This is a genomic window from Nocardia coffeae, assembly GCF_019890715.1.
Taxonomy (GTDB): Bacteria; Actinomycetota; Actinomycetes; order Mycobacteriales; family Mycobacteriaceae; genus Nocardia; species Nocardia jiangxiensis.
In genome coordinates, this window is record NZ_JAINZY010000003.1 from 190,888 (window position 1) to 215,042 (window position 24,155).

Annotated in this window: 22 protein-coding genes; 7 read left to right on the top strand and 15 right to left on the bottom strand. The window is 67.7% G+C overall.

The window, feature by feature from the left end:
* Nucleotides 1–59: 59 nt before the first annotated feature.
* Entirely contained in the window at nt 60–296 is a 237-nt protein-coding gene (locus K7711_RS14495) for a DUF2530 domain-containing protein (protein WP_372460135.1), read from the bottom strand.
* 64 nt (nt 297–360) lie between these two features.
* Between K7711_RS14495 and K7711_RS14500 the strand changes: the two genes are divergently transcribed.
* Nucleotides 361–798 carry a MarR family winged helix-turn-helix transcriptional regulator gene (locus K7711_RS14500; RefSeq protein ID WP_308014724.1) on the top strand — a complete coding sequence of 146 codons (438 nt, stop codon included), beginning with the start codon at nt 361–363 and terminating at the stop codon, nt 796–798.
* A 31-nt stretch (nt 799–829) separates the two neighbouring features.
* Here K7711_RS14500 and K7711_RS14505 read toward each other — a convergent pair whose 3' ends face one another.
* The 7 genes from K7711_RS14505 to pdxH all read right to left on the bottom strand — a co-directional run bounded on the left by K7711_RS14505 (nt 830) and on the right by pdxH (nt 10,085).
* A complete protein-coding gene (locus tag K7711_RS14505) occupies nt 830–1,219 on the bottom strand; it encodes a YccF domain-containing protein (protein ID WP_218008727.1) in 390 nt (129 codons plus the stop codon).
* A 234-nt stretch (nt 1,220–1,453) separates the two neighbouring features.
* Nucleotides 1,454–2,659: a GNAT family N-acetyltransferase gene (locus tag K7711_RS14510; protein WP_222969710.1), complete on the bottom strand. Its 1,206-nt coding sequence runs from the start codon at nt 2,657–2,659 to the stop codon at nt 1,454–1,456.
* Nucleotides 2,660–2,985: 326 nt separating this feature from the next.
* A complete protein-coding gene (locus K7711_RS14515; protein ID WP_235747187.1) occupies nt 2,986–4,158 on the bottom strand; it encodes an AI-2E family transporter in 1,173 nt (390 codons plus the stop codon).
* A gap of 94 nt (nt 4,159–4,252) precedes the next feature.
* Nucleotides 4,253–5,962: an ATP-binding protein gene (locus K7711_RS14520; RefSeq protein ID WP_222969712.1), complete on the bottom strand. Its 1,710-nt coding sequence runs from the start codon at nt 5,960–5,962 to the stop codon at nt 4,253–4,255.
* A gap of 399 nt (nt 5,963–6,361) precedes the next feature.
* Entirely contained in the window at nt 6,362–7,675 is a 1,314-nt protein-coding gene (locus tag K7711_RS14525; RefSeq protein WP_222969714.1) for a citrate synthase, read from the bottom strand.
* Nucleotides 7,676–7,856: 181 nt separating this feature from the next.
* Complete coding sequence (locus K7711_RS14530; protein WP_222969716.1) at nt 7,857–9,140, bottom strand: MFS transporter; 1,284 nt, start codon at nt 9,138–9,140, stop codon at nt 7,857–7,859.
* A gap of 267 nt (nt 9,141–9,407) precedes the next feature.
* Entirely contained in the window at nt 9,408–10,085 is a 678-nt protein-coding gene (gene pdxH, locus K7711_RS14535; RefSeq protein ID WP_372460136.1) for a pyridoxamine 5'-phosphate oxidase, read from the bottom strand.
* Between the two features lie 255 nt (nt 10,086–10,340).
* Here pdxH and K7711_RS14540 point away from each other — a divergent pair, with 255 nt between their 5' ends.
* The gene (locus K7711_RS14540; RefSeq protein ID WP_222969718.1) at nt 10,341–11,489 is read left to right on the top strand and encodes a citrate synthase 2; all 1,149 of its coding nucleotides are present in this window, start codon (nt 10,341–10,343) and stop codon (nt 11,487–11,489) included.
* Nucleotides 11,490–11,639: 150 nt separating this feature from the next.
* Nucleotides 11,640–12,578 carry a polysaccharide deacetylase family protein gene (locus tag K7711_RS14545; protein WP_308014726.1) on the top strand — a complete coding sequence of 313 codons (939 nt, stop codon included), beginning with the start codon at nt 11,640–11,642 and terminating at the stop codon, nt 12,576–12,578.
* A 347-nt stretch (nt 12,579–12,925) separates the two neighbouring features.
* Here the strand turns inward: K7711_RS14545 and K7711_RS14550 are convergent, their stop codons facing one another.
* A complete protein-coding gene (locus K7711_RS14550; protein ID WP_235747188.1) occupies nt 12,926–13,666 on the bottom strand; it encodes a hypothetical protein in 741 nt (246 codons plus the stop codon).
* Nucleotides 13,667–13,819: 153 nt separating this feature from the next.
* On the opposite strand from K7711_RS14550, the gene serC reads away from it, so the two are divergent.
* The 3 genes from serC to K7711_RS14565 all read left to right on the top strand — a co-directional run bounded on the left by serC (nt 13,820) and on the right by K7711_RS14565 (nt 17,379).
* Entirely contained in the window at nt 13,820–14,947 is a 1,128-nt protein-coding gene (gene serC / locus K7711_RS14555) for a phosphoserine transaminase (RefSeq protein WP_222969720.1), read from the top strand.
* A gap of 241 nt (nt 14,948–15,188) precedes the next feature.
* A complete protein-coding gene (gene sepH, locus K7711_RS14560; protein ID WP_222969722.1) occupies nt 15,189–16,370 on the top strand; it encodes a septation protein SepH in 1,182 nt (393 codons plus the stop codon).
* 256 nt (nt 16,371–16,626) lie between these two features.
* Entirely contained in the window at nt 16,627–17,379 is a 753-nt protein-coding gene (locus K7711_RS14565; protein ID WP_308014727.1) for a DUF6928 family protein, read from the top strand.
* Between the two features lie 12 nt (nt 17,380–17,391).
* Here K7711_RS14565 and K7711_RS14570 read toward each other — a convergent pair whose 3' ends face one another.
* Nucleotides 17,392–17,694, bottom strand: coding sequence for a DUF2537 domain-containing protein (locus K7711_RS14570; protein WP_222969726.1), 303 nt, complete (start codon nt 17,692–17,694; stop codon nt 17,392–17,394).
* Entirely contained in the window at nt 17,691–18,494 is an 804-nt protein-coding gene (locus tag K7711_RS14575) for a TrmH family RNA methyltransferase (protein ID WP_222969729.1), read from the bottom strand. Before K7711_RS14575 ends, K7711_RS14570 begins: the two co-directional genes overlap by 4 nt.
* Nucleotides 18,495–18,803: 309 nt before the next feature.
* Between K7711_RS14575 and K7711_RS14580 the strand changes: the two genes are divergently transcribed.
* Nucleotides 18,804–19,166 carry an FKBP-type peptidyl-prolyl cis-trans isomerase gene (locus K7711_RS14580; RefSeq protein WP_222969731.1) on the top strand — a complete coding sequence of 121 codons (363 nt, stop codon included), beginning with the start codon at nt 18,804–18,806 and terminating at the stop codon, nt 19,164–19,166.
* 43 nt (nt 19,167–19,209) lie between these two features.
* Here the strand turns inward: K7711_RS14580 and K7711_RS14585 are convergent, their stop codons facing one another.
* The 4 genes from K7711_RS14585 to K7711_RS14600 all read right to left on the bottom strand — a co-directional run bounded on the left by K7711_RS14585 (nt 19,210) and on the right by K7711_RS14600 (nt 23,903).
* Nucleotides 19,210–20,562 carry a sensor histidine kinase gene (locus tag K7711_RS14585; RefSeq protein WP_222969733.1) on the bottom strand — a complete coding sequence of 451 codons (1,353 nt, stop codon included), beginning with the start codon at nt 20,560–20,562 and terminating at the stop codon, nt 19,210–19,212.
* Complete coding sequence (locus K7711_RS14590) at nt 20,559–21,263, bottom strand: response regulator transcription factor (protein ID WP_222970346.1); 705 nt, start codon at nt 21,261–21,263, stop codon at nt 20,559–20,561. Before K7711_RS14590 ends, K7711_RS14585 begins: the two co-directional genes overlap by 4 nt.
* A 45-nt stretch (nt 21,264–21,308) precedes the next feature.
* Nucleotides 21,309–21,698: a hemophore-related protein gene (locus K7711_RS14595; protein WP_222969735.1), complete on the bottom strand. Its 390-nt coding sequence runs from the start codon at nt 21,696–21,698 to the stop codon at nt 21,309–21,311.
* Between the two features lie 78 nt (nt 21,699–21,776).
* Entirely contained in the window at nt 21,777–23,903 is a 2,127-nt protein-coding gene (locus K7711_RS14600; protein WP_222969737.1) for an AMP-binding protein, read from the bottom strand.
* Nucleotides 23,904–24,155: the final 252 nt, after the last annotated feature.

The following is a 24,155-nucleotide window of genomic DNA, read 5'->3' on the forward strand; positions in this document are numbered from 1 at the left end:
CCACGCAGTTAAGCGGGAAGGACGCGAACAGTCAATTCGCGAGCGCTGAAAAGTCGCCCTCAGAGTCCTTTCTGTGCGCCCTTGTCGCCACGCCGCGCACCGCGACGTTGAATCATGAAGATGATGTAACCGAGCAAACCTACGGCCAAGCCCATCAGACAGATCGGTCGCGCGGGAGCCCACACGTCGTTCACCCAGACCGCGATCGTCGCAATCGCCCACAAGATGGTGCCGATGGCCAGTACCGGACGCGGATCGGTCAGGCGCGGCGGAATTTCGGGCACGTCGGAGGTCACGATGCCAACGATACCGCCGCGATCGAACATCTCCGGTCGGGCGTGTCACGTATCGTTCAGCTCTGTGACAACGGCTTCCGACATACGAGCCCTCGCCGCCGACCTCTCCCTGGCGGTGGTTCGGCTGACCCGACATCTGCGGGGTCGCCGCGCCGAGGCTCAGATTTCGCTGACCCAACTGTCGGCCCTGGCGACCCTCAATCGCGACGGCTCCATGACTCCGGGCGCACTGGCGTCCAAGGAACGGGTGCAACCACCCTCGATGACGCGCGTGATCGCCTCGTTGACGGACATGGAACTGGTCAAGCGCGATCCGCACCCCACCGACGGCCGTCAGGTCATCGTCTCGCTCTCCGAGACGGGCCGGGCGCTACTCGCCGACGAGGCCAATGCCCGCGAGGAGTGGATGACCGACCAGCTCTCCGGTCTGACCGCCGCTCAGCTCGACGTGCTGCGCGAAGCGGTCGGCATCATGACGCAAATCGTGGACGAATCGGAATAACATCCCAGCGAAGCGGTCGCGGACGCTGCGTTCAGCGCCCGAAAACGGCCTCACTCGGCACGATTTCGCGGCCCAGCGGCATCAACGACACCGGGATGAGCTTCAGATTCGCCCAGCCGAACGGGATTCCGACGATCGAGATGAACAGCGGAATACTGGTGAGCAGATGCCCCAGGGCCAGCCACCATCCGGCGAAGATGAGCCAGATGACGTTTCCGACCGTCGACGGAGCGCCCGAACCCGGCCGCACGACGACCTCTCGCCCGAACGGCCACAGCACGTAGTTCGCGATGCGGAACGAGGCGACGCCGAACGGAATGGTGACGATCAGCACGCAGCAGATCACCCCCGCGAGCAGATATCCCAGCGCCATCCAGAACCCGGCCAGTACCAGCCAGATCACATTCAGAACGAACCGAATCGTCTCCACAACCCCAGCATGCCAGCGCGCACCCGGACCGGCCACTGGAAAAAGCATGTCCCGCGCTCAGGGGGCGGTTCTGCGGTCGGGGCGGGGTCGAATTCGGTCATGTCGATGCGCTCCCGGGTGGGCGGCTGCGGCGAGGTGCGCTGCCACGCTCGAGCTGAGCGCGGCCCGAGGCTGGACGCATACTCGAGCGCGGTATCCGCCGCCGCACACGAGACCGTGGTGCGGTCAGAAAGCCCAGCCGAGGACGGGATCGCGGTCGCTCCGGAAGGCCAGGTCCAGGTCCCGCAGCACGGCCGGGTCCTTCGCCCGAATGCGGTGCGCCGCAGCCATTCTCCGGACCCGATGGGCGCCGAGATAGACCGAGCCCAGCACATCGATACCGAGTTCGACATCGGCCTCGCGGGTGGTCTGTGCGCATTCGGCGCGGCCCTCCCGCACCCGCAGCGCGAACACGCCGCCCGCTGCCCGGAACGGATCATGCACCGCGACAACGATATCCAGGTCCGCGTCGTAGGACCGGGCGGTCAGCGCCGCGGGAACGTCCATGATCCGCGACCACAGTGCATCGCCCAGGCCCGTGGTGTGGACCAGTCGCGGGTCGCTGAACAGATACGGGAGCGGATCGTCCGGCGCGATCACCGCCTCGATGTGATCGAACAGTTCGAGCGTGCTCAGCGTCCGCCAGAGTGCGGCGTGAGCGTCAGGAGTGGTCGCGCGCAGCTCCACCACCTCGAGCGCGGAACCCGATTCGCGCCGGTGGTAGCGGTACAGGACGTAGCCGTCGGGGTGGGTGAGTGCGAACAGTTCGGTCCCGCCGCCGCGGAAGCGCGGATGGTCGGCGAACATCGCCTCCCAAGCGGGCTCCGGGCGCAGCTGCGCGCCGGGCTGCACCCGTCGCCAGCGGTCGTAGATCGGGGGCACAATTCGCTGTGCCTCCTCGATCGAGGTCAACTCGACCCCGCCCGGATCCCGTGTGCTGGAATGGAATTGAGCGAAGCGACGATCGAAACGGATGTGCTGCTGGCAGATCGACGGGCCGTAGCCGAAGCGGCCGTAGATCCCGCCCTGGCTGGCCGTGAAGATGGTCAGCGGCAGCCCGTGCGCCTCGGTGCGGTGATGCTGCTCGGTGTACATCGCGCGCAGGATGCCGCGTCGCCGATGCGTCGGTGCGACAGCGACATTCGCGATCGACTCCACCTGCACCGGATGACCGCCCGGAACCGTCAGCGTCTGCTGATATGCGGCGGTGTACCCGACGATCCGATCGCCCTCCTGCGCCACGATGCCGTTCTCGAGCGCGAACAGGCGGTGAGCCCGTTCGCTTTCGACCGGATCGCTGAGCACACCGAAACTGATGTCGCCGAGCAGTCGTACCGCGTCGGCATCGGCCGCGGTACCGGAGCGCAGAGTTATCCCCGACGTCTCTGTCATACCTGCACCATTGCACGCATCGGGACGACTCCGCACTCCGATTTCCCCGCGGAGTGTTGCTGCCGGGCCGGATCCGGTCCGCCCCCCGACGTGACGTGCCGAATCGTTTCCTCAGGCGACCGCGACCGGATCGAACTGCCCTCCCCGGAACAGTCCGATCCGATATCGCGTGCCGCGCCGATATCCGCGCGCCCCGCCATCCCCTCCGAAGCGGGCCGAGTCGGTGATCGGATCGCGAGGTCCGTCGAACCTCACAGAAGAGACGATCCCGCACCGGACTCGACAAGCACTTAACAAGACCTTGCAGCGTCGCCGGCCGCGGCGAACTACTTCCGCGAACGTCGCCACAGCCGTCGATAGCGGGAGGTGGTGCGTTCGATCCGCGGATCCTCGGCCACCTCGTACCGCGGGACGTATTCGCTCAGGAATGCCTGCACCGTCGCGGTGGCCGGAATCGCCAGCAGCGCACCGACCGCGCCCAGCAGGGCGCCGCCCGCCAGGACCGCCAGCAGTGCCACGGCCGCGTTCACATCGACGGTGCGGGCGGTGATGCGCGGTTGCAGCAGATAGTCCTGGAACCACTGGTAGATGACCGAGAACACGATGATCCACACCGCGTCGATCGGCCGGATGGTCAGCGCCACCAGCACCGGCAGCGTGCCCGCGAGATAGGTGCCGATGGTCGGGACGAACGAGGCGACCACACCGAACCAGACGCCGAGCGCCAGCGCGTTGGGCAGTCCGAGGATCTCCAGGAACACCCCGTGCGCCAGCGCGGAGATCACCGCGAGCAGCGCGCGCGAGTACAGATATCCGCCGGTTTTGGAGATGGCCAGATCCCAGGCGCGCAACACCTCCTGCTGGCGGGGCGGTGGCAGCAGTGAGCACACCGTGCGCCGCAGCTTCGGGCCGTCGGCGGTGAGGTAGATGCTGAACAGCGCCATCGTCAGCACCTGGGCCAGGCCGCCGAGCACCGTACTGGACAGGCCCCACGCGTTGTTGGCCGCGGTCTGGGCGTAGTTGTTGAGCACATTGGAGTCGTGCAGCAGGCGATCGCGCAACTGATCCACCGTGAAGTGCTGGTGGAACGTGTGATTGATCCATCCGACGAGTTGGTTGATCAGACCGGGCAATTCGTGCAGCAGGTTGCTGACCGTCTCCACCAGCAGCGTGACCAGTGCCGCGAGAAACCCTGCGACAGAGGCGAAGAGAGCCACGAAGACCACCGCGGTGGCCACTCCGCGATGCACTCCGCGCGCGGAGAGCATGTTCACCGCCGGTTCGGTCGCCAGCGAGACGAAGAACGCGACCAGCATGATCGTGAAGATCCCCAGCAGCTTGTGCGTCGCCCAGTCGGTGATCTGATACGCGCCGAGCAGTGCGAACGCCAGCACCATCGCCCGCGGCAACCAGACCGGCATGCGGTGAGTTCCGTTCGAGGAGGGCTCGGGCGGTGTCTCGTCGCCCTGGTCGGCCTGCTCGTCCGGATGTTCGGTCATTTCATCCAGTGTGCCCGCTCGGGCCCGGTTTCTCCGGCTGCGACCCGCCCTGCGGCGTCCCGTCCGGCGGGGATTTCTCGCGCGGGACGGCCGGTCATTGCCCGACGACTTTGCGGTAGTCGTAACCGGTCTGGCGATCGACCGCGGGCCCGCCCAGTTCCGTGCGGGCCGAAGCCCGCAGGAATTCGGTGGCCGCGATGCTCGCGGTCGGATCGGCGTGCCGGATCGCGGTGGTGAGGCGGCCGCTGCGATAGAGCAGGCCGGGATCGCGGTCGGCGGAACACCATTCGGCCGCGTCGTCCTCGATGCGCTGGCGCCACAACAGGAATGCGCGATTCTCCATGATCCAGCCGCGCAGCCGGTCCCAGTGCAGCAGGGTGTCGTGCACGAGGTCGGCATGGCGCACCTCCACCACGATCAGGCGCATGCGGATCAGGCGATCGACCAGATCGCGGCCGGATCCGGTCCGGGCGGCGATGCGCAGCAGATCGGTTGTGGGCGTACGTCGCCGGGAGTAGCTGCCGTCGCGGTGCACGGTGGTCAGAGTCAGCAGCAGCTGGCGGGCGTCGGTCTGCTCGTCCGGAGTCAGCTCGGCCCACCGGCGTTCGGCGATCCTGGCCATCTCCCCGGCCGGTCCGCCGATCTTCCGGTAGGCGGCGATATCGATGCGATCGCCGGTGTGCGCGGCCCACAGCGATTGCATGGTGGCGGAAAGGACTGCCAGCTCACCGGGATTGGCCGCTGCTCTGTCCAGAATCGGCCGATCCGATTCCAGGGCGTTGAGCAGCAGATCGACCACCCCCGGATCGACCGCGGCGCCGCAACTGCGCACCGGGCCGACGATGACCGAGGTGAGTTCCGGTCGCAGCATCGGATTCAGCGTGAAACTGTTGTGCTGCACCGCATCCGCGAGCCACGGGTACTGCGCACAGGAGACCAGGTCGTCCGAGCGGATCGAGATCAGCACGGTGCCGATCGTGGCCACCTGTTTGAGCCAGATCAGGAAGGCCGCGCGTTCGGTCGGGTCGATCTCGGGACGGTACAGCCGCTCGAACTGGTCCACGATCAGTACCGGCCGGGCCTCGCCCGCCCACTGCCGCACCACTTCGAGATCCGGCCCGCCGACGGCGAGTTCGGTTGTGCCGCCGAAGGTCCGGACCGCCGTCGCGAGTGGATCGCGGCCCGCGGTGAGCATCGTGACCGCCCACCGGCCGCCCTCCGAGCGCAGTGCCGGAACCAGTGCGGCGCGCAGCAGCGAGGTCTTGCCCACGCCCGATGCGCCGGTCAGGACGATCACATCGGCGGGGCGCTGCGGCGTCGCCGACATCCGGACCATCGTCAGCAGGGCGGTGAGCGCGCGGCGTCGGCCGAAGAAGATCGCCTCGTGTTGTTCGGTGTACTCACCGGCCGGATACGGTCGCTGCGTCGTGGCGCCGGTGGTATCGGCCGGGCTCGACCGCGCCGCCGTCCACAGCATCCGCCAGGCGCGCGTATTGACCGCCTCGCCCGCAGTCCCGGTGCGGCGCTTGGCCCGTGCGCCCAGTACCTGCAGCACCGGCAGCAGTGATTCGAACCGCGCGGGCACGTTGCGCCCACTGAGCCAATCGCTGATCCGCTGCGCCGAGGCCAGCGCCGATCGGGCTTGTCCGCCGGTCTCGTTCGCCCGCAGCTGGGCCAGCATCGCGACATTGCGTAACGACGGCGCACCCGCGGCCCGATGCAGTGCCGAGAGCCGACGTGCGAATTCACTGCGCGCCGACCCGCCCTGAAGCTGGCGACCATTACCGATATCTTCGGTTGTCATATCGTGCCCCCCAACGGACTCGAGGACCCGCTCATCCGGCGACGAGCGGATGTTCATGCTCTTCGAAGGGATTAGACGGCGCGAACCCCGATTCAGTTCCCGTCACGACCGGGCATTTTCTCGAGGACGTCACGAAGTCCGCTCGACCAGCTACTTTCCGCCGTCGACCTGCGCGTGAGCGGCAGTGTTCGACCGGGCCCCGGGTACGTGCGCTCGCGCACCGGTGTCCGGACCGGGGGCATCCTGTCGATTCCGCCCGTGCTCGCGGCCGGGCCGTGTTGTCGCACTGCGGGTTTCACTCCACGAGGCGCGGGCTCTCGCCTCGTGGTGCCGACGCCGGGGCGTTGAAATGCGGAAGGCCCGCTTCCGGAGTCGGAAGCGGGCCTGTGCCGAAGGGGCTCAGCGGCCGTTGATCTCGGTGAAGTCGCGGGCGCCGTAGCCGGTGTAGATCTGGCGGGGGCGGCCGATCTTCATGGGCTCGCCGTGCATCTCGCGCCAGTGGGCGATCCAGCCGGGGAGGCGGCCCATCGCGAACAGCACGGTGAACATGCGGGTGGGGAAGCCCATGGCGCGGTAGATGACGCCGGTGTAGAAGTCGACGTTCGGGTACAGGCGACGCTCGACGAAGTAGTCGTCGGTGAGCGCGGCCTCCTCGAGTGCCTTGGCGATGTCCAGCAGCGGATCCTGCACGCCGAGCTTGGTCAGGATCGAGTCCGCAGTCTTCTTGACGATGGTCGCGCGCGGGTCGTAGTTGCGGTAGACGCGGTGCCCGAAGCCCATCAGCTTCACGCCGTCTTCCTTGTTCTTGACCTTGCGCACGAACTCCTTGACGTCGCCGCCGGAATCCTTGATGCCGTCGAGCATCTCCAGCACGGCCTGGTTGGCGCCGCCGTGCAGCGGGCCCCACAGGGCGTTGATGCCGCCGGAGACCGAGGTGAACAGGTTCGCGTCCGAGGAGCCGACCAGGCGCACGGTGGAGGTGGAGCAGTTCTGCTCGTGGTCCGCGTGCAGGATCAGCAGCATGTCCAGGGCCGCGGCGACGTCCGGGTCGACCTCGTAGGGCTCGGCCGGGAAGCCGAAGGTCATCCGCAGGAAGTTCTCCACCAGCGACAGCGAGTTGTCCGGGTACAGGAACGGCTGACCGACCGACTTCTTGTACGCGTAGGCCGCGATCGTCGGCAGCTTGGCCAGCAGGCGGATCGTGGACAGCTCGACCTGCTCGGGGTCGCGCGGGTCCAGCGAGTCCTGGTAGTAGGCCGACAGGGCGTTCACCGCGCTGGAGAGCACCGGCATCGGGTGCGCGTTGCGGGGGAAGCCGTCGAAGAAGCGCTTGAGGTCCTCGTGCAGCAGCGTGTGCCGGCGGATCCGGTCGGTGAAGTCCTCCAGCTGGGCCGCGGTCGGCAGCTCACCGTAGATCAGCAGGTAGCTGACCTCGATGAAGTTGGAACCGGCGGCGAGCTGCTCGATCGGATACCCGCGGTAGCGCAGGATGCCGGCCTCGCCATCGATGTACGTGATCGCCGACTTGGTCGGAGCCGTGTTCACGAAACCGGGGTCGTAGGTGACGTACCCGGTGCTGGCGAGCAGCTTTCCGAGGTCGATCCCGTCGTTGCCCTCGGCGGCCTTGGTGACCGTCATCGGGTAATCGCCGCCGGGGTAGGACAGTACCGGCTTGGCGTCGTCGTCGACGTTGATGATGTTCTCAGCGGGCACGGAAGGATCCCTCTCAGGCTAGAACCGGTAGGCATCGGGCACGGTCGGTGTTCGATGCGCTCACCGTCAACGCTAGCCGTTAGCCGTTGGCGGTGGATCGCGAGGGTCTGGTTGACTACCTCACGGTCACCTCTGTTCGAGGTGAGTTTCGCGGGGGTCCCGTGGTAGTGGGACGCGATGATCACACGACCGGGATTTCGGCATGTGCGCGGGCCACTCGGTACCGCACGAAGGCCGGGAAGACCAGCGCCGCGAGCACCATACCGATCACCACGAGCACACCGCCGCCGGCCGCCGCGACCGCTGTACCCAAGGCCGCGGCGGCAAAACCGTGGGCAACATCACCCAGGCGCGGTCCGCCCGCGACCACCACCGTGAACACGCCCTGCAAGCGGCCGCGCATCTCGTCGGTGGCCACCTGCTGCAGCATGGTGGTGCGCAACGTCGCGGAGAACATGTCCACCGCACCGCCGAATGCCAAGCAGCCCACCGCGATCCAGAGTCCGACGGTGGTGCTCAGCAGATGTCCGGTGACCCCGACCGCGACCCCGAAACCGACCATGGCCACACCCCACAGCGCGATGCACACCACCACCGCCAGGCCCTGTCGTCGCAGATGGGAGAGCCAGCCGGAGAAGATGCCGCCCGCCACCGCGCCCGCGGACAGCGCGGCGAACAGCAGGCCCAGGGCGGCGCCGCCGGTGATCGGATCGCCGAAGGTGTCGTGGGCCAGTTCGGGGAACAGGGCTCGCGGCATGCCGAACACCATCGCGATGATGTCCACGGCAAACGAGGCGAGCAGGATGCGCTGAGTGGTCAGATAGGCGAATCCGTCTGCGACAGTGCGCAATCCGGCTCGCCGGGCATCGCCGGTCGGCGGCACCTCGGGCAGCTTCCACACCGCCCACAGGGTGGCCAGCAGGGCCACCGAATCGATCAGGTACAGCGTCGAGAGGCCGAGCACCGGGATCAGCGTTCCCGCCAGGACCGGCCCGGCGATCGCGCCGAACTGCATGACCGTCGCGTTGAGCGAGTTGGCGGCCGGCAGCAGATGGCCGGGCAGCAGCCGCGGATAGATCGCGCTGCGCGTGGGCTGATTCACGCCGAAGAAGCCCTGCTGCACGGCGAACAGTCCCAGCACCAGCCAGACGTTGTTCACCCCCGCCAGCGCCTGCACCCAGAACAGCACCGAGGTCAGACCGGTTCCGGCGCTGGTGATCAACAGCAGTTTGCGCCGGTCCATCACGTCGGCCAGCGCACCGCCCCACAGTCCGAACACGATCAGCGGCACGAGTCCGAACAGTCCGGACAGCCCGACATATCCGGAACTGTGTGTGATCTGGAAGATCTGCTGCGGCACGGCGACGACGGTCAGCTGCGCCCCGATGACCGTGACGATATTGGTCGTCCACAGGCGGCGAAAGTCCTGGTTGCGCAGCGGGGTGATGTCGGCGAGCAGTTTCACTGACGGAACATTAACGGTTCCGAAAGGCCCGAGAACACCAATTTCGAGTGATTCATCCCATGATTGCAAGTCTGGCGATCCGGAAGTCCGGCAACGCAAACCCCCGTGGACAACCCAGGCCCGTCCACCATGGAGAACGCCAACTTCAAAGGTCGGGGCCCGGGCCGATTCTGGACTGACGGAGCGGGGGAGCGAAGCGGAGGAGCGGAGGAGGGAAGAATCGGCCCTTCGGGGGCCCCGACCCGCCGCAGCGAAGCGGAGGCCAAATTACGGCTGTAGGCGTTCGATCTTCATGGCTGATACGTCGGGGTTGCCGACTTCCAGGGTGACGCGGATGCGGTTGTGCAGACGGCTGCGGCGGCCCTGCCAGAACTCGACCGTTTCCGGGGTGAGCTGGTAGCCGCCCCAGTTCGCCGGGACCGGGAGTTGTTCGACGTCCTCGAAGCGGCTGGTCACGCTGTCGAGTGCGCGATCCAGATCGGCGCGGGAGGCGACCGGGCGGGACTGCTGTGAGGCCCATGCGCCGAGTTGGGAATTGCGCGGCCGGGAACGCCAATACACGGCCGTGGTTTCCGCGCTGACCTGTTTCACCGGTCCGCGCACGGTGACCTGCCTGCCCAGCGCGGGCCAGACGAACGTGATCGAGGCGTGTGGGATCGCGGCGAGCTGATTTCCCTTGTCCGAATCGTAATTCGTGTAAAAAGTCACACCCGCCTGTGAGAGCCCCTTGCACAGCACCGTGCGCGAGGCCGGGCGCGGGCCCGCGCCGGTCATCTCCACGGTGGCCAGGACCATCGCATTCGGCTCGGCGATGCCGGCCCGGGTTGCCTGCTCGATCCAGTTGCGCAGCAACGGTTCCCAGCCGTCGGAAAGCCAGGATTCGTCGAGATCGGGATCGCCGCCGTATTCCGCGCGCATGGCGGCGATATCCATTTCTGCGCGCATCGCCGCACCCACATCGGGGTACACGGGGTTCGAATTTCCAGTGGGAAATCCCACTCGGGCTTCCGCGGAACCGGGTGAATTCTCCTCGTCGCGCATGGACCAGAGGTTACTCCGCGGTAAGAGAAGGACTAAGGTTCTTATCGGTCGACGCGCGTGGCGCAACGTCCGAGTGAACCTCCGGCTACCTCGCGCGTCGCAGTAACAGCGTGGCCGCCCAGGGATCGTGCGGCCCGAAATCGCAAGGAGAGTCACCGCATGACCACCAGCGCTGCGGCATCGTCCACCGGCCCCGCCGTACCCCCCGATTTCGTCAGCGGACTGGAAGGCGTGGTGGCGTTCACCACCGATATCGCCGAACCCGACAAGGACGGCGGCGCGCTGCGGTACCGCGGTGTCGACATCGAGGATCTGGTCGCCAATCGGGTGACCTTCGGCGATGTGTGGGCCCTGCTCGTGGACGGCGAATTCGGCCACGGCCTGCCCCCGGCCGAGCCGTTCCCGCTGCCGATCCACACCGGTGACGTGCGCGTCGACGTGCAGGCCGGTCTGGCCATGCTGGCCCCGATCTGGGGTTATCAGCCGCTGCTGGACATCGACGACCGGACCGCGCGGGAGAATCTGGCGCGTGCCTCGGTGATGGCGCTGTCCTACGTCGCGCAGTCCGCCCGCGGCATCTATCAGCCCGCCGTGCCGCAGAAGAAGATCGACGAGTGCACGACCGTCACCGAGCGGTTCATGACCCGCTGGAAGGGCGATCCGGATCCCCGGCACACCCAGGCCATCGACGCCTACTGGGTGTCCGCGGCCGAGCACGGCATGAACGCGTCCACCTTCACCGCCCGGGTGATCGCGTCGACCGGCGCGGACGTGGCCGCTTCGCTCTCGGGTGCGATCGGCGCGATGTCCGGTCCGCTGCACGGCGGTGCGCCCGCCCGCGTGCTGCCGATGATCGAGGAGGTCGAGCGCACCGGCGATGCTCGTGCGCTGGTCAAGGGCATTCTGGATCGCAAGGAGAAGTTGATGGGCTTCGGCCACCGGGTGTACCGGGCCGAGGATCCCCGCGCGCGGGTGCTGCGCGCGACCGCCGAGCGGCTGGGTGCGCCGCGGTACGAGGTGGCCGCCGCGCTGGAGCAGGCCGCCCTGGCCGAACTGCGCGAGCGTCGTCCCGATCGCGCCATCGAGACCAATGTCGAATTCTGGGCCGCGGTCATCCTGGACTTCGCCGAGGTGCCCGCGCACATGATGCCCGCGATGTTCACCTGCGGTCGTACCGCGGGCTGGTGCGCGCACATCCTGGAGCAGAAGCAGCTGGGCAAGCTGGTGCGTCCGGCGGCGATCTACACCGGGCCCGCGCCGCGCAGCCCGGAGTCGGTCGTCGGTTGGTCCTCGGTCGCCGGGAAGTAGCTCGGACGCAGCATCTTCGCCCCGCCCGTCCGGTCGTCGGTGGCGGCCGGGCGGGCTGGATGAATTCGTGCGGAACAGCCGGTGCCGCCGACACTCGCCCGGTTTCGGCGGGGTCTGCCGCGTGCGGGGACTTCCCGTACGATCCGTGCCGTGTTCGATCGAGTGATCTCCCGTCGTGGTCTGCTGGCTGCTGGAGCGATGACGGCCGCAGGTCTGGCGAGCGCGGCCTGCGCCGAGGCGTGGGGATCCTCGCCGACATCCGCGACGCTGTCCGCGGCGACCCGGCAGCAACTACCGGTCACCCCTGCGCAGGATCCCGCGGCCATGTTCGCGGCCACGACGAACACGCCCGCGGCCGCGCCGGCGAATGCGCCTGCGGCACAGTCGGCTTCGGGTGCACAGCCCACCGCCGTGGCCGCCGCGCACACCGGGCAGCGGCCCGCGGCGTGGGCAATGGCGATGCCGGGCATCATCACCACATTCGTCCCGGCGGGCAGGCAGATGGCGCTCACCTTCGATGCCTGCGGCGGTCCCGGTAACGACGAGATGAATGAAGTTCTGATGAACTTCCTGATATCCCAACGCATTCCGGCGACATTGTTCCTGAACGAGCGCTGGATCGACGCCGATCCGGCGCGGGCGGAATCACTCGCGAACAACCCGCTGTTCGAGATCGGCAATCACGGCACCCGGCACTGCCCGCTGTCGGTGACCGGACGTTCGGCGTACAACATTCGCGGCACCGCCTCCCCGCAACAGGCGGTGGACGAGGTGTGGGGCAATCACGAACGGCTGATCCGGCTGACCGGTCGCGCACCGCGCTTCTTCCGCACCGGAACCGCGCACTACGACGACATCGCCGTCAAGATCGTGCACGAACTCGGTGAAACCCCGGTGGGCTTCAGCATCAACGCCGACGCCGGCGCCACCTTCAGTAGCGCCCAGATCCAGCGCGAGATGGCCGCCGCGGTCCCCGGCACCATCTCCATCGCCCACATGCACCGCCCGAAATCCGGCACGGCCCCCGGCATGCTCGCCGCAATTCCTCGATTGCGTTCCGCCGGTTACGAATTCGTCCACCTGCCCTAATTTTGGCCTCCGCTTCGCTGCGGCGGGTCGGGGCCCCCGAAGGGCCGATTCTTCCCTCCTCCGCTCCTCCGCTTCGCTCCCCCGCTCCGTCAGTCCAGAATCGACCCGGGCCCCGACCTCGGGGTTGGCGTTACATGAGGTGGGCGCACTGGGCGAGCGGGGGTGATCCGTCAGTCCGAAATCGACCCGGGGCGCGGCCTCGGGGTTGGCGTTACATGAGGTGGGCGCACTGGGCGAGCGGGGGTGATCCGTCGGTCCGCAATCGACCTGGGGCGCGGCCTTGATGTCGATGTTGTCGGGGGTGAGTGGAACTCGGGTGACTCGAGAGGGTTTGTCCTCGCCGGAGGCTATTCGGATGCGGCCCAGTCCACGGCCACGGACTCCCCGCGATCGACGGTGAAGAACGCGACTTCCAGATGTCTGCCCCGGTCGACCAGTTCGATCGCGGACAGGGGGACGGGCTGGATGATGCGGACCCACCAGGGGTGGGGTTCGTCCCAGGCGCGCAGTTCCAGGTCCAGGCGCAGGACCGGATCGTCGCGACCGGTGTAGTCGGCGGCGACGGGACTGGCCGCGAGCACCGTGGCATCGGCGCGGCGGCCGTTGGCGAGGATCTTCGCGATGCCGACGCGGGTGGTCTCCTCGGGCCCGGGGGCGTACAGCACCACGCGGTCCCGGTCGCCCGGATCCACTCGGCAACCGACGACGTCGCCGGGCTGCATCGCGGCCAGTTCGGTTTCCCCGATGCGCTGGCGGATCCGGGTCTCGTAGGGCTGGTGGTCATCGATGTGGATGCGAATCCAGAACCGGTGCCCGGCTTCGGTCCGGCTGCCCGCCGCGCGATTTTCGCCGTTCCACCGCACCACCGACGGTCCGGCGAACGGTGGCATCCGGCACGGCCGCGCCCCGAGGATCGTCGCGGTGCCCGCGAGCCCGCGCATCAGCACCTCACGCCGAGCCGGTTCGGACAGGGCGCCGTGCCGCATCGCCAAGCCGTGTGATCCGAACAACGCCGACCATCGGCCGAACGAACCGGTAGGAGTGCTCGAGATCACCGGTGCTGATCGTTCGCCAGCTCGCTCCCGCATGCACTAAAGGTAGCCAAAATATGAGCTGCATCATGGCATTTCGGCAATCTACGCGAAGCGATCCCGGATTAGCTCCACTGCGAGTGTTGCACCCTGCTCCAGGCGGGTACCCACCTGCGCCGGAAGGGGTGGCGGGCCATTAGGCTTACCGCTATGACCGCTGCCTTGCCGAGCATCCCCGCCGAACTCAAACCAGCCGACGGACGTTTCGGCTGTGGCCCGTCCAAGGTCCGCCCGGAACAGCTGAGCGCCCTGGTCGAGGTCGGCGCCTCGGTGTTCGGCACCAGCCATCGGCAGAAGCCGGTCAAGGACGTCGTGGCCCGGGTGCGTGCGGGTCTGCGTGAGCTGTTCTCGCTGCCCGAGGGCTACGAGGTCGTACTCGGCAACGGCGGCACCACCGCGTTCTGGGATGCGGCCGCGTTCGGCCTGATCCGGGAGCGTTCGCTGCACCTGACCTACGGCGAGTTCAGCTCGAAGTTCGCCACGGTGGCCAAGAAGAACCCGTTCATCGGCGACCCGATCGTCGTCTCGACCGATCCGGGCACCGCGCCCGCGCCGGTCGCCGATCCGCAGGCCGACGTGATCGCCTGGGCGCACAACGAGACCTCGACCGGCGTCGCGGTACCCGTGCAGCGTCCGGCGGGTTCGGAGAATGCGCTGATCGCCATCGACGCCACCTCGGGCGCGGGCGGTCTGCCGGTGAACATCGCCGACGCCGACGTGTACTACTTCGCACCGCAGAAGTGCTTCGCCGCCGACGGCGGGCTGTGGATCGCGCTGATGAGCCCCAAGGCGCTCGAGCGGGTCGCGGAGATCAAGGAGTCGGGCCGGTTCACTCCGGAATTCCTGTCCCTGCCGATCGCGGTCGACAACAGCGCCAAGGATCAGACGTACAACACTCCGGCGTTGGCCACGCTGTTGCTGCTGGCCGATCAGATCGAGTGGATGAACGCCAACGGCGGTCTGGACTGGACGGTCAAGCGCACCCTGGATTCTTCTTCGCGGCTGTACGCCTGGGCCGAGTCGAGCGAATTCGCCACTCCCTTCGTGGTCGATCCGGCGCATCGCTCGCAGGTCGTCGGCACCATCGATTTCGTCGATTCGGTCGATGCCGCACAGGTGGCGAAGGTCTTGCGCGCCAACGGAATCGTCGACACCGAGCCGTATCGCAAACTGGGCCGCAACCAGTTGCGCGTCGGTATGTTCCCGGCGATCGACCCCGATGACATCACGCAGCTGACGCGTAGTATCGACTGGGTCGTCCAGGAAATCGCCAAGTAGGCGAATGCGGCAGGGGGGTCGGATGTTTCAGCGGATTTCGGCCATTGAATGGCGATCCGGCCCGGTCGCGAACATGCTGTTCGAAGCGAGCTGAATTGAACAAGATAGCGCGCGCGGAAGTCTCCCGGGAGATTTCCGCGCGCGTGTCCTGCCACATGAATCTCAGAAGTGCACTACTGTTCCAGAACGTGGGCGGTGTCGCGAGCCTTGCTGTGATCGACGCGGCGATAAGGAGGTAACGGTGCGTGAGCTTCGAGTGATCGGTCTGACGCCCGATTCCGCGCACATCGTGTGCATCGATCCCGAGTCCGGACAGAAGTACCGGCTCGCCGCCGACGAAAAACTGCGCGCTGCCGCCCGAGGAGACCTTGCCCGATTCGGCCAGATCGAGATCGAAACGGAAGCGACTATGCGTCCTCGCGATATCCAGGCCCGTATCCGTGCCGGTGCATCGGTGGAGCAGGTAACCGAGGAATCCGGAATGCCGCTGAGCCGCGTGGAGCGGTTCGCCTATCCGGTTCTGCTGGAGCGCGCGCGGGCCGCGGAGCTGGCGCAGAAGGCGCATCCGGTCCGCAAGGACGGTCCGGCCGTGGAAACTCTCATCGATGTGGTGTCGGCCGCCTTCGCCGAGCGCGGCCACAACATCGATATCGCCGAGTGGGATGCCTGGAAGGACGAGAAGGGCTACTGGGTCGCCCAATTGCAGTGGCAGGCAGGTCGTTCGGTGATCGCCGCGCACTGGCGTTTCCAGCCCGACGCGCACGGTGGTTCGGTGACGCCGCTGGACGATCCGGCCAATGATCTGGTCGATCCTGATTTCGGCCGGGCGCTGCGTGGCCTGGCGACGATACTGCCCGAGCCCGCCGCCGAACAGCCCGCACCGGTCGAGCCCGTCACGCCGGTCGCACCGACGCCTCCGCCGCTCGAGGAGCCCGCGGCGGTGACCGAGCGGGAGGCGAAGACCGAGGAGTACTTCGAGAAGCGCGCCGTAGGCGGGAGTTCGGTGCCGGTGTCGGCTCCGGCCGCCACGCCGCCTGCCACGCCGTCGCGTGAACCGCAGGCCCCGGCCGCCGAGTACGCCGCGCCCGCGCGTGAGCAGTCGGCTCCGGCCGCGCCGCCGTCGCGCGAGCAGGTCGAGCCCGCACCCGAACGCGCACAGCCGGTGGCGGCGAAGTCGACCAAGCCTGCCGCCGCGGCGAAGTCGACCCCGGCGCCCGCGGCGAAGCCGGCCGCTGCGGCCACGGCGAAGTCGGCTCCCGCTGCTGCGGCGAAGGCGGCGCCCGCCGCGGCCGCAGCGGGTCAGCCCGCCGCGGAGGAGACCAAACAGCCCGCCAAGCAGGCGCGGCCCAAGGCAAAGCGTGGCAAGGCGCCCATGCCGTCCTGGGAAGACGTCCTGCTGGGAGTGCGCAGCTCGGGTCACTGATTTCCGGCGTCGCACAGCGGAATTCCCGCCGGGTCGCCGGATCCGGCACTGGCCTGCACCTCCGGTGAAACCGGCCTTGACACGCGCACGCTTCATCCGAAGCGCACCTTTTCGGTCTGCCGGAGGGTAGATTTTTCGCATAGCGCCCAGGTATTTCGGGCGGGCACCATGTGGATCGCGGGTCGGATGTCATCCGGCGCTGGGGTTGCTGTTAATTAGCTATGCTTACCCGTACGAAGATCGGGAGGTGTCGCAAGTGCCGTCTACTGCTTCGTCCCTCTGGTACGTCGACGCACCCGATCCGGTTGCGGTGCTTCGAGATCATCCGGATCCGGATCCGGCCGCCGCGCTCGCGCTGGCCCGACAGCTCAATCCGGACCTCGACGTGGTTCCGGCCGCCTCGGGAACCATGAAGGTCTGGGCCGGGCCCGATCCCGGTTCGATGTACATCGGCTGCTATCCGGGCGTCACCGTGGTGTGTACGACCCAGGCGGCGGTGGCGCGCCCGACGCGGCTGCCGGAATTGCTGGTCCGCCCGCTCGCCTCCGAACGCACCTATCTGATCTCCTACGACGTCGCGCACGGCTGGGGTGCGTTCGCCCATTGGGAGCGTGGGGAATTCCGCCGTTCGTTCAGTTCCACGCGGGTCGACATCCTCGAGGACGCGGGGTTGCCGCAGGTGTGGGAGCGGTCGTACTGGGCGGGGGAGCACCCGCTGCGATTGCTGCCCGGTGAATTCCCGGATCCGCAAACGCTGCCCTTCGACCCGACGGAATTCGCCGACGGGGCCAATGCCGAATGGCTCGGCTTCCATTATCGCGGCGGGGAACACGACGGCGCGCTGGTCCCGGACGACGTTCCGGTCTGCGGTTTCAGCCTGTTCCCGAAGGGGCAGGCGCCGCAGCCGATCCGTCCGGAGGATCCGAAGGCCGAGCCGCACAACAGCGGTCGCTGGTTCGGCTGGCTACGCGGCCGCAACGGCGACCGCGTGCACGAGACGACGGCGTGAACGATCGGTGAGTCAGGACGAGATCGCGACGAGCAGCAGGGCGATCCAGCCCAGTACGACTCCGACGGCGACACCCAGCAGGATCCAGCGGACGACCGGCGTGTTGCGCCAGCGCCAGGCACTGGGCGTCGCGCCGCCGGCCGCGACCAGGTTCACCGCGACGGCCAATGTCCAATGGACCTGCGCCAGTGCGGCTCCGAACGCGTACACCCCGGCGGTGGCCAGCACCGCCACCAGGGCCGACACCGCGATCCCCGCCGCCCACGGCGTCGGTTCGGGATAGGCGCCGTAGCGGGCGCCCGGAGGCTGGTTCACGAGATGCGCACCCTTTCGTAGAAGGCCATCGCGGCGGCGGTGGCCACATTGAGCGAATCGGTGCCCGGCGTCATCGGGATGCGGGCGCGAATATCGGTGGCGGCCATGGCCGTCTCGGTCAGGCCCGGCCCCTCGGCCCCGAGCAGCAGCGCCACCCGGTCACCGGTCATCGCGCGGGCCAGTGTGGCCGCGGCCGGGTCGGGAGTCAATGCGATGATCTGGAATCCCTTGTCACGCAACGTTTCCAGACTGCCGGGCCAGTCCGGCAGCCGGGCGAACGGCACCCGCAGCACATGTCCCATCGACACTCGCACCGCGCGCCGGTACAGCGGATCGGCGCAGCGTTCGCCGAACAGCACCGCATCCGCGCCCAGACCGGCCGCATTGCGGAAGATCGAGCCGATGTTCTCGTGATCGTTGACGCCCTCGAGCACCGCGACGGTGCGCGCTGAGGCCAGTATCTCGTCCAGTGCCGTTTCGTCGGGGCGGCGAGCCGCGGCCAGCACGCCGCGATTGAGGTGGAACCCGACGATCTCGGCCATCACCTCCGCGGTGGCCCGGTAGTACGGGACGTCCATGCCGGTCAGATCGGCGGCCAGTTCCTCGTAGCGCCGCCCGACCCCCAGCAAACCGAACGGGGTGAATCGCGAACCGAGCATCCGCTGCACCACCACGACGCCTTCCGCGATCACGTATCCCTGCCGTCCGGGCAGATCCGGACGGCGATCCGCGGATTTGAGGTCGCGAAACGCCGCGACCCGCGGATCTGCGGGGTCTTCGATATCGATCACGTCGGCCACGGGCCCAATCCTGCCCTGCGCACAACGCACACCCCCGCACCACCCGTCACCGAACGCATCCACTCCGTGTGATGCTCCACACCTCGTTCCGCCGACCTTGGACCACGCCAACACCCGGTTTGCGGCGCGGCTTGCCGTTCGGGCACGTGGCGGGTGCGAGGAACGAGTGCCCGACACGGGGCCGAACGGTGAGCCTTACGGCGCCGCAAACCCGCCGGAGCGGAGCGGAGGCAGAAAATACAGCGGGTTTCGCGAGCAACGATATGGTGAACAGTTAATTGGCTAACCCATCGAAACGGAAGAGGACGCATGACCAAGCCTGAAGTCGAGTTCCAGGACGGCCCCGCGCCGAGCACTCTGGTGGTCAAGGATCTTGTCCAGGGTGAGGGTGCGGAGGCAGCGCCCGGCGGCACCGTCGAGGTGCACTACGTGGGCGTGGAATACGACACCGGCGAGGAATTCGACTCCTCGTGGGGACGCGGCGAGTCCATCACCTTCCCGCTGCGCGGCCTGATCCAGGGCTGGCAGGATGGCATTCCGGGGATGAAGGTCGGCGGTCGCCGTCAGCTCACCATTCCGCCGGAGCAGGCGTACGGTCCGGTCGGCTCGGGGCATCCGCTCTCGGGTAAGACCCTGGTCTTCGTCATCGACCTGCTGAACGTCATCAGCTAGGCGTCCACCGGGGGCTCGTGCACGACCCGTTCCGCGCGGGTGATCACCTGCCCGGGAATTCCAGTACCAGTCGCACCCCACCCAGGGCGCTGTCCTCGAAATAGGCTCGCCCGCCGTGCAACTGGGCCTGCTGGGCGACCAGTGCCAGGCCCAGTCCGGAACCGCCCTTGGTGGCCTGGCTGCCGCGAATGAACCGTTCGAAGACCGCATCGCGTTCCTGTGCGGGTATGCCGCACCCGTCGTCGTCGACCGAGATCAGCACGCCCGCGGGGGTGCGATGCGCGGCGACCAGCGCCCGGGTCGCGCCGCCGTGCCGGGCGGAATTGGTCAGGGCGTTGTCCACCGCCAGGCGCAGCCCGGTGGGCAGACCGCGAATGATCAGCTCCGGATCGGTATCGATGCCCACGGTCAGATTCGGGAAGTGCCGCATGGCGTCGTGGGCGGACTGGTCGATCAGATCGCCCACATCGGTTTCCACGTGGTCGCGTTCGTTGGTGAGTTCACCGGCCGCGAGACGTTCGAGTGCGGCCAGCGTCGACTCGACGCGGGCCTGGCTGCGCTGCAGGTCGGCGAGGATCTCCGCACGCTGATCCGCGTCCAGGTCCAAGGTGCGCAACACCTCGAGATCGGTGCGCATGGCCGTGAGCGGGGTACGCAGCTCATGCGCGGAGACCGCCGCGAAATCGCGGGCGGTCTCGAGTGCCGCGGCGGTTTCGGCCTGTGCCGCGCGCACGCGTTCCAGCAGCGAATTCACTGCTTCGGCAAGTTGTTCGGCCTCGCGCACACCCGATCCGTCCACCGGGGTCTCGCCGTCGCCGGTGCCGCTGTGCTCACCGACCTGCCGGGTCAGATCCACGATCGGCCGCACCGCCCGGCCGCCGAACATCCAGCCCAGCGCCGCCGCCGCGACCATCGCGAGTCCGGCCGCGGACAACACCCAGCGACGTTGTTCGCTGGTCGCGTGATAGGCGTCGTTCAGCGGAATGCCCATCGAGACCACACGGTCGGGCTGCTGTTTCTCGGTGGTGGTCATGATCCGGTAGGGCGTGCCGTCGAGGGTGACGGTGTGCGAACCCGGATCCAGCCGCGGCAGTTGCATCAGGGTCGAGGCCGCGATCGTGCCGTCGTCGCGGACGGTCACCGCCAGATCCTTGCTCGGGGTGACCACCGAGAGCACCCCGGCCGCGATCACCGGCTGCATCAGCACGATGCGCGAGGCCACGTTCAGTTCCTGATCGGCCTGGGTGATGGCGTTGCGCTGGATGGCCACCATGGACAGCCAGCCCAGCAGGGCGGTGAGGATGATCGCGCCCAGTGCGGCGGCCGCCGCGACGCGGGTGCGCAGCGAGTACGAGGGACGTCGCCGTCGCCGGGCCCGCGCCGCCGCGATGGTCACTTCGGCGCTCGCAACACGAACCCGACGCCGCGAATGGTGTGCAGCAACCGCGGTGTGCCGTCGGCCTCGAGTTTGCGGCGCAGATAGCCGACGAAGACGTCGACCACATTGGTGTCGGCGGCGAAGTCGTATCCCCACACCAATTCGAGCAGGCGTTCGCGGCTCAGCACCACCCCGGCGTTGCGGGCCAGGGTCGACAGCAGTTCGAATTCCCGCTTGGTGAGGTCGATCTCCTCGCCGTTGAGCAGGGCGCGATATCCGGCCTCGTCCACCTCGAGCGGGCCGACCGTGATCGCACCCGGGGTGAGCGGCACGGCGGTGTCGGTGCGGCGCAGCAGTGCCCGGATCCGGGCGACCAGTTCGGCCAGGACGAACGGCTTGACCAGATAGTCGTCGGCGCCGGACTCCAGCCCGGCGATCCGGTCGTCCACCGAATTGCGCGCGGACAGCACACAGATGGGCACCTCGTTACCCATCGCCCGCAGCGCCGTGACCACCCCCGCGCCGTCCAGGACGGGCATGTTCATGTCCAGGACGAGCGCATCGGGGGCCTGTTCGGTCACACTGCGCAGCGCCTGTGCGCCGTCGCGGGCGATGATCACCCGGAACCCGGACAGCCGGAGCCCGCGCTCGACCGAGGCCAGCAGGTCCTCGTCGTCGTCGACCAGCAGAACCGTCGGATTGTCATGGCTCGTCACCAGTACATTCTGCACAGATGGGCGCGCCGGGCCCGGAAAAACAGACCGTCAGTAATTGTGGCAACTGTCCGCGACAGCCTGGATGGTCCGCTGCAGGCTCGAGGACCGGGGATCATTCTGGATCTGCTGCTGCGCCTCGGGATGCTGGGCCAGATACTGCTGCGCCTCGGCGCGTCGCTGCTGGATCGGCTCGTCGAACTTCGCCTTCAGCTGTGCCTTCTGACTCGGATTCGAGTCCAGGATCGAGGCCATTTGCGGGTTCTTGGCGTGCAGCGCGCGGTCGACCTGATCGAAACTGCAGGTCGAATTCAGAAGGGGCGTAACCATATCCATCGGTGCGGCCGCGGCGAGACCGGGGGAGAGCAGGGCGGCGGCGGTGGCCAGGCCACCGATCGCGAGGACGGTGCCGGTACGGCGGCGATTACGCAACGTGATCATGTGAAGTCCTTCGAATCGGGGAACGCCCGAAACCCTAGGACCCCGCTCTGGGACGGATGTGAACCGATCCTGAGAAGACTATGAGGACCGCACCGGGGCGTCGTCGCTCGACGTGGCCGGACCTTCGGGATGACCGCTCGCGATGATCTGATCCTCCAGCGCGACCAGCACGGCGGGATCCTCGATGGTGGCGGGCATCTCCCAGTCCTCGCCGGCCACGATCTGCCGCATGGTCTTGCGCAGGATCTTGCCGGAGCGGGTCTTGGGCAGCGCCTGCACCACGATGACGTCGTACAGCGTTGCGATCGCGCCGATCTGGTCGCGCACGCGGGCGGTCAGTTCCTCGCGCAGCTGATCGGGATCGATCTGGACGGTCTGCCCCGTCCCGTCGGATTTGAGCACCACGTAGGCGATCGGTCGCTGGCCCTTGAGCTCGTCGGGGATGCCGATCACGGCGCATTCGGCGACGGCGGGATGTCCGGCGACCGCGGCCTCGATACCTCCGGCCGAGAGGCGATGCCCGGCCATGTTGATCACGTCGTCGCTGCGGCCCAGGACGTAGAGGTAGCCGTCCTCGTCGAAGTAGCCGGAGTCGCCGGTCAGGTAGTGGCCGGGGAAGGCCGCCAGGTACGACCGCACGAATCTGTCGTCGTCACCCCAGAGGCCGGTGAGGGTGCCCGGAGGCAGCGGCAGGCCGATCACGATATTGCCCTCGGTGCCCGCGGCGACCGCATCGCCCTCGTAGTCCAGTACTCGCAGGCGGTAGCCCGGCACCGGCAGTGAGGCCGAGCCGGTCTTGATCGGAAGTTCTTGCAGCCCCAGGGGATCCGCGCAGATCGGCCAGCCGGTTTCGGTCTGCCACCAGTGGTCCACCACCGGGCAGTCCGGGTGATCGGCCAGCACCACGTCGCGGGTCCACTCCAGGGTGGTCGGATCCAGGCGCTCACCAGCGCAGAACAGCGCGCGCAGGCCGGACATGTCGTGCCGATGGGCCGCAGCGGCGTCCGGATCGGCGCGGCGGATCGCGCGCAGTGCGGTCGGCGCGGTGAACATCACGTGCACACCGTGCTGTTCGACCATCCGCCAGTACGCCCCCGGATCGGGGGTGCCGACGGGTTTGCCCTCGTAGAGCACGGTCGTCGCGCCGATGAGCAGTGGCGCGTAGACGATGTAGGAGTGCCCGACCACCCAGCCGATATCGGAGGTGGTGAGCATGACCTGGCCGGGGGCCATGTCGTAGATGTAGCGCATCGACCAGATCAGCGCGACGGCGTGGCCGCCGTTGTCGCGCACCACGCCCTTGGGTTTCCCGGTGGTGCCGGAGGTGTAGAGGATGTACAGCGGATCGGTGGCCGCGACCGGAACCGGGTCGGCCGGTTCGGCGTCGGCGACCATGTCCTCCCAGTCCAGCCATTGTGCGGCAACACTTTCCGAGGAGCCCGGTAGGTGTTCGGTGGCCGGCTGCGGCGCCGCGAACCGGAGAGTGGGGAAGTTCGGGCGCTGTTTGACCACGACGTGCCTGGGCGCGACGGTGTGGACCAGATCCAGCGCCTGCAGCACGATCGGCGGGTACTCGAGGCGCTTGCCCGGTTCCAGGCCGCCCGAGGCGGTGACGATCAGAACCGGTTCGGCGTCGTCGATGCGGGCGGCCAGTTCGTGCGCGGCGAATCCGCCGAACACCACCGAATGCACCGCCCCGATCCGCGCGCAGGCCAGCATCGCGATGACGGCCTCCGGAATCATCGGCATATAGATGACAACCCGATCGCCGGTGCGCACACCCAGTCGCAGCATCGCCCCGGCGAACTGCGCCACTTCCGCCAGCAGCTCGGCATAGGTGTACACAACTGTGGCGCCAGTCATGGCGGAGTCGTATATCAGGGCGGGCTGATCGGCGCGGCCGCCGGTCTGATCGGCATTCCGGAGTCGATCCGAGTTCGATCCGGTCTCGAAGAGATCACGACCCGGCTCGCCTGCTGTCGAGGGCTCTATCGGTGTGATATCGCGCACATGACGGTCCAGTGCGTTGTAGGAGGTGTTCAGGCGGGCGTCGGTGAACCAGCGGGCCGTCGGGCGGGCGGTGCTGTCGAGGATCTGTGTGGGTGGAACATCCCAGCTGACAGCCGCCGCGGCCGCGCCCCAGAAGTCCGACGGGTCGACCAGGCTCGTCTGGTAGGTAGGCCGGTACTCCTGCTGTGCGTTCAACCGTGTGACTCCCTGCCTCGCCTCGATGCCCGCCTCGATAGATCAGCCTGATTGTGGCAGACTTCACGCGGCGTCCGGGCGGGCGCCGCGACCTTTGATTTTGTTCAGAACAGGCTGGTCATTGTGCAGAGGTTGCCAACAGGTCACACAAGAAGTTATTGATCCGTTAGAATCGCATGTCACATATTTCGGCCGTCAAGGACGCAATTTCACGGCCTGCCGCAGATCTCGGCCCGCTGTGCCAAACGAGTC

Coding starts and splice junctions, on each gene's coding strand:
- K7711_RS14510 (WP_222969710.1), bottom strand. CDS start 2,659: ATGACAGAGACGTCGGGGATAACTCTGCGCTCCGGTACCGCGGCCGAT.
- K7711_RS14515 (WP_235747187.1), bottom strand. CDS start 4,158: ATGACCGAACATCCGGACGAGCAGGCCGACCAGGGCGACGAGACACCG.
- K7711_RS14520 (WP_222969712.1), bottom strand. CDS start 5,962: ATGACAACCGAAGATATCGGTAATGGTCGCCAGCTTCAGGGCGGGTCG.
- pdxH (WP_372460136.1), bottom strand. CDS start 10,085: ATGCGCGCAGAAATGGATATCGCCGCCATGCGCGCGGAATACGGCGGC.
- K7711_RS14540 (WP_222969718.1), top strand. CDS start 10,341: ATGACCACCAGCGCTGCGGCATCGTCCACCGGCCCCGCCGTACCCCCC.
- K7711_RS14550 (WP_235747188.1), bottom strand. CDS start 13,666: ATGCGGGAGCGAGCTGGCGAACGATCAGCACCGGTGATCTCGAGCACT.
- serC (WP_222969720.1), top strand. CDS start 13,820: ATGACCGCTGCCTTGCCGAGCATCCCCGCCGAACTCAAACCAGCCGAC.
- K7711_RS14580 (WP_222969731.1), top strand. CDS start 18,804: ATGACCAAGCCTGAAGTCGAGTTCCAGGACGGCCCCGCGCCGAGCACT.
- K7711_RS14595 (WP_222969735.1), bottom strand. CDS start 21,698: ATGATCACGTTGCGTAATCGCCGCCGTACCGGCACCGTCCTCGCGATC.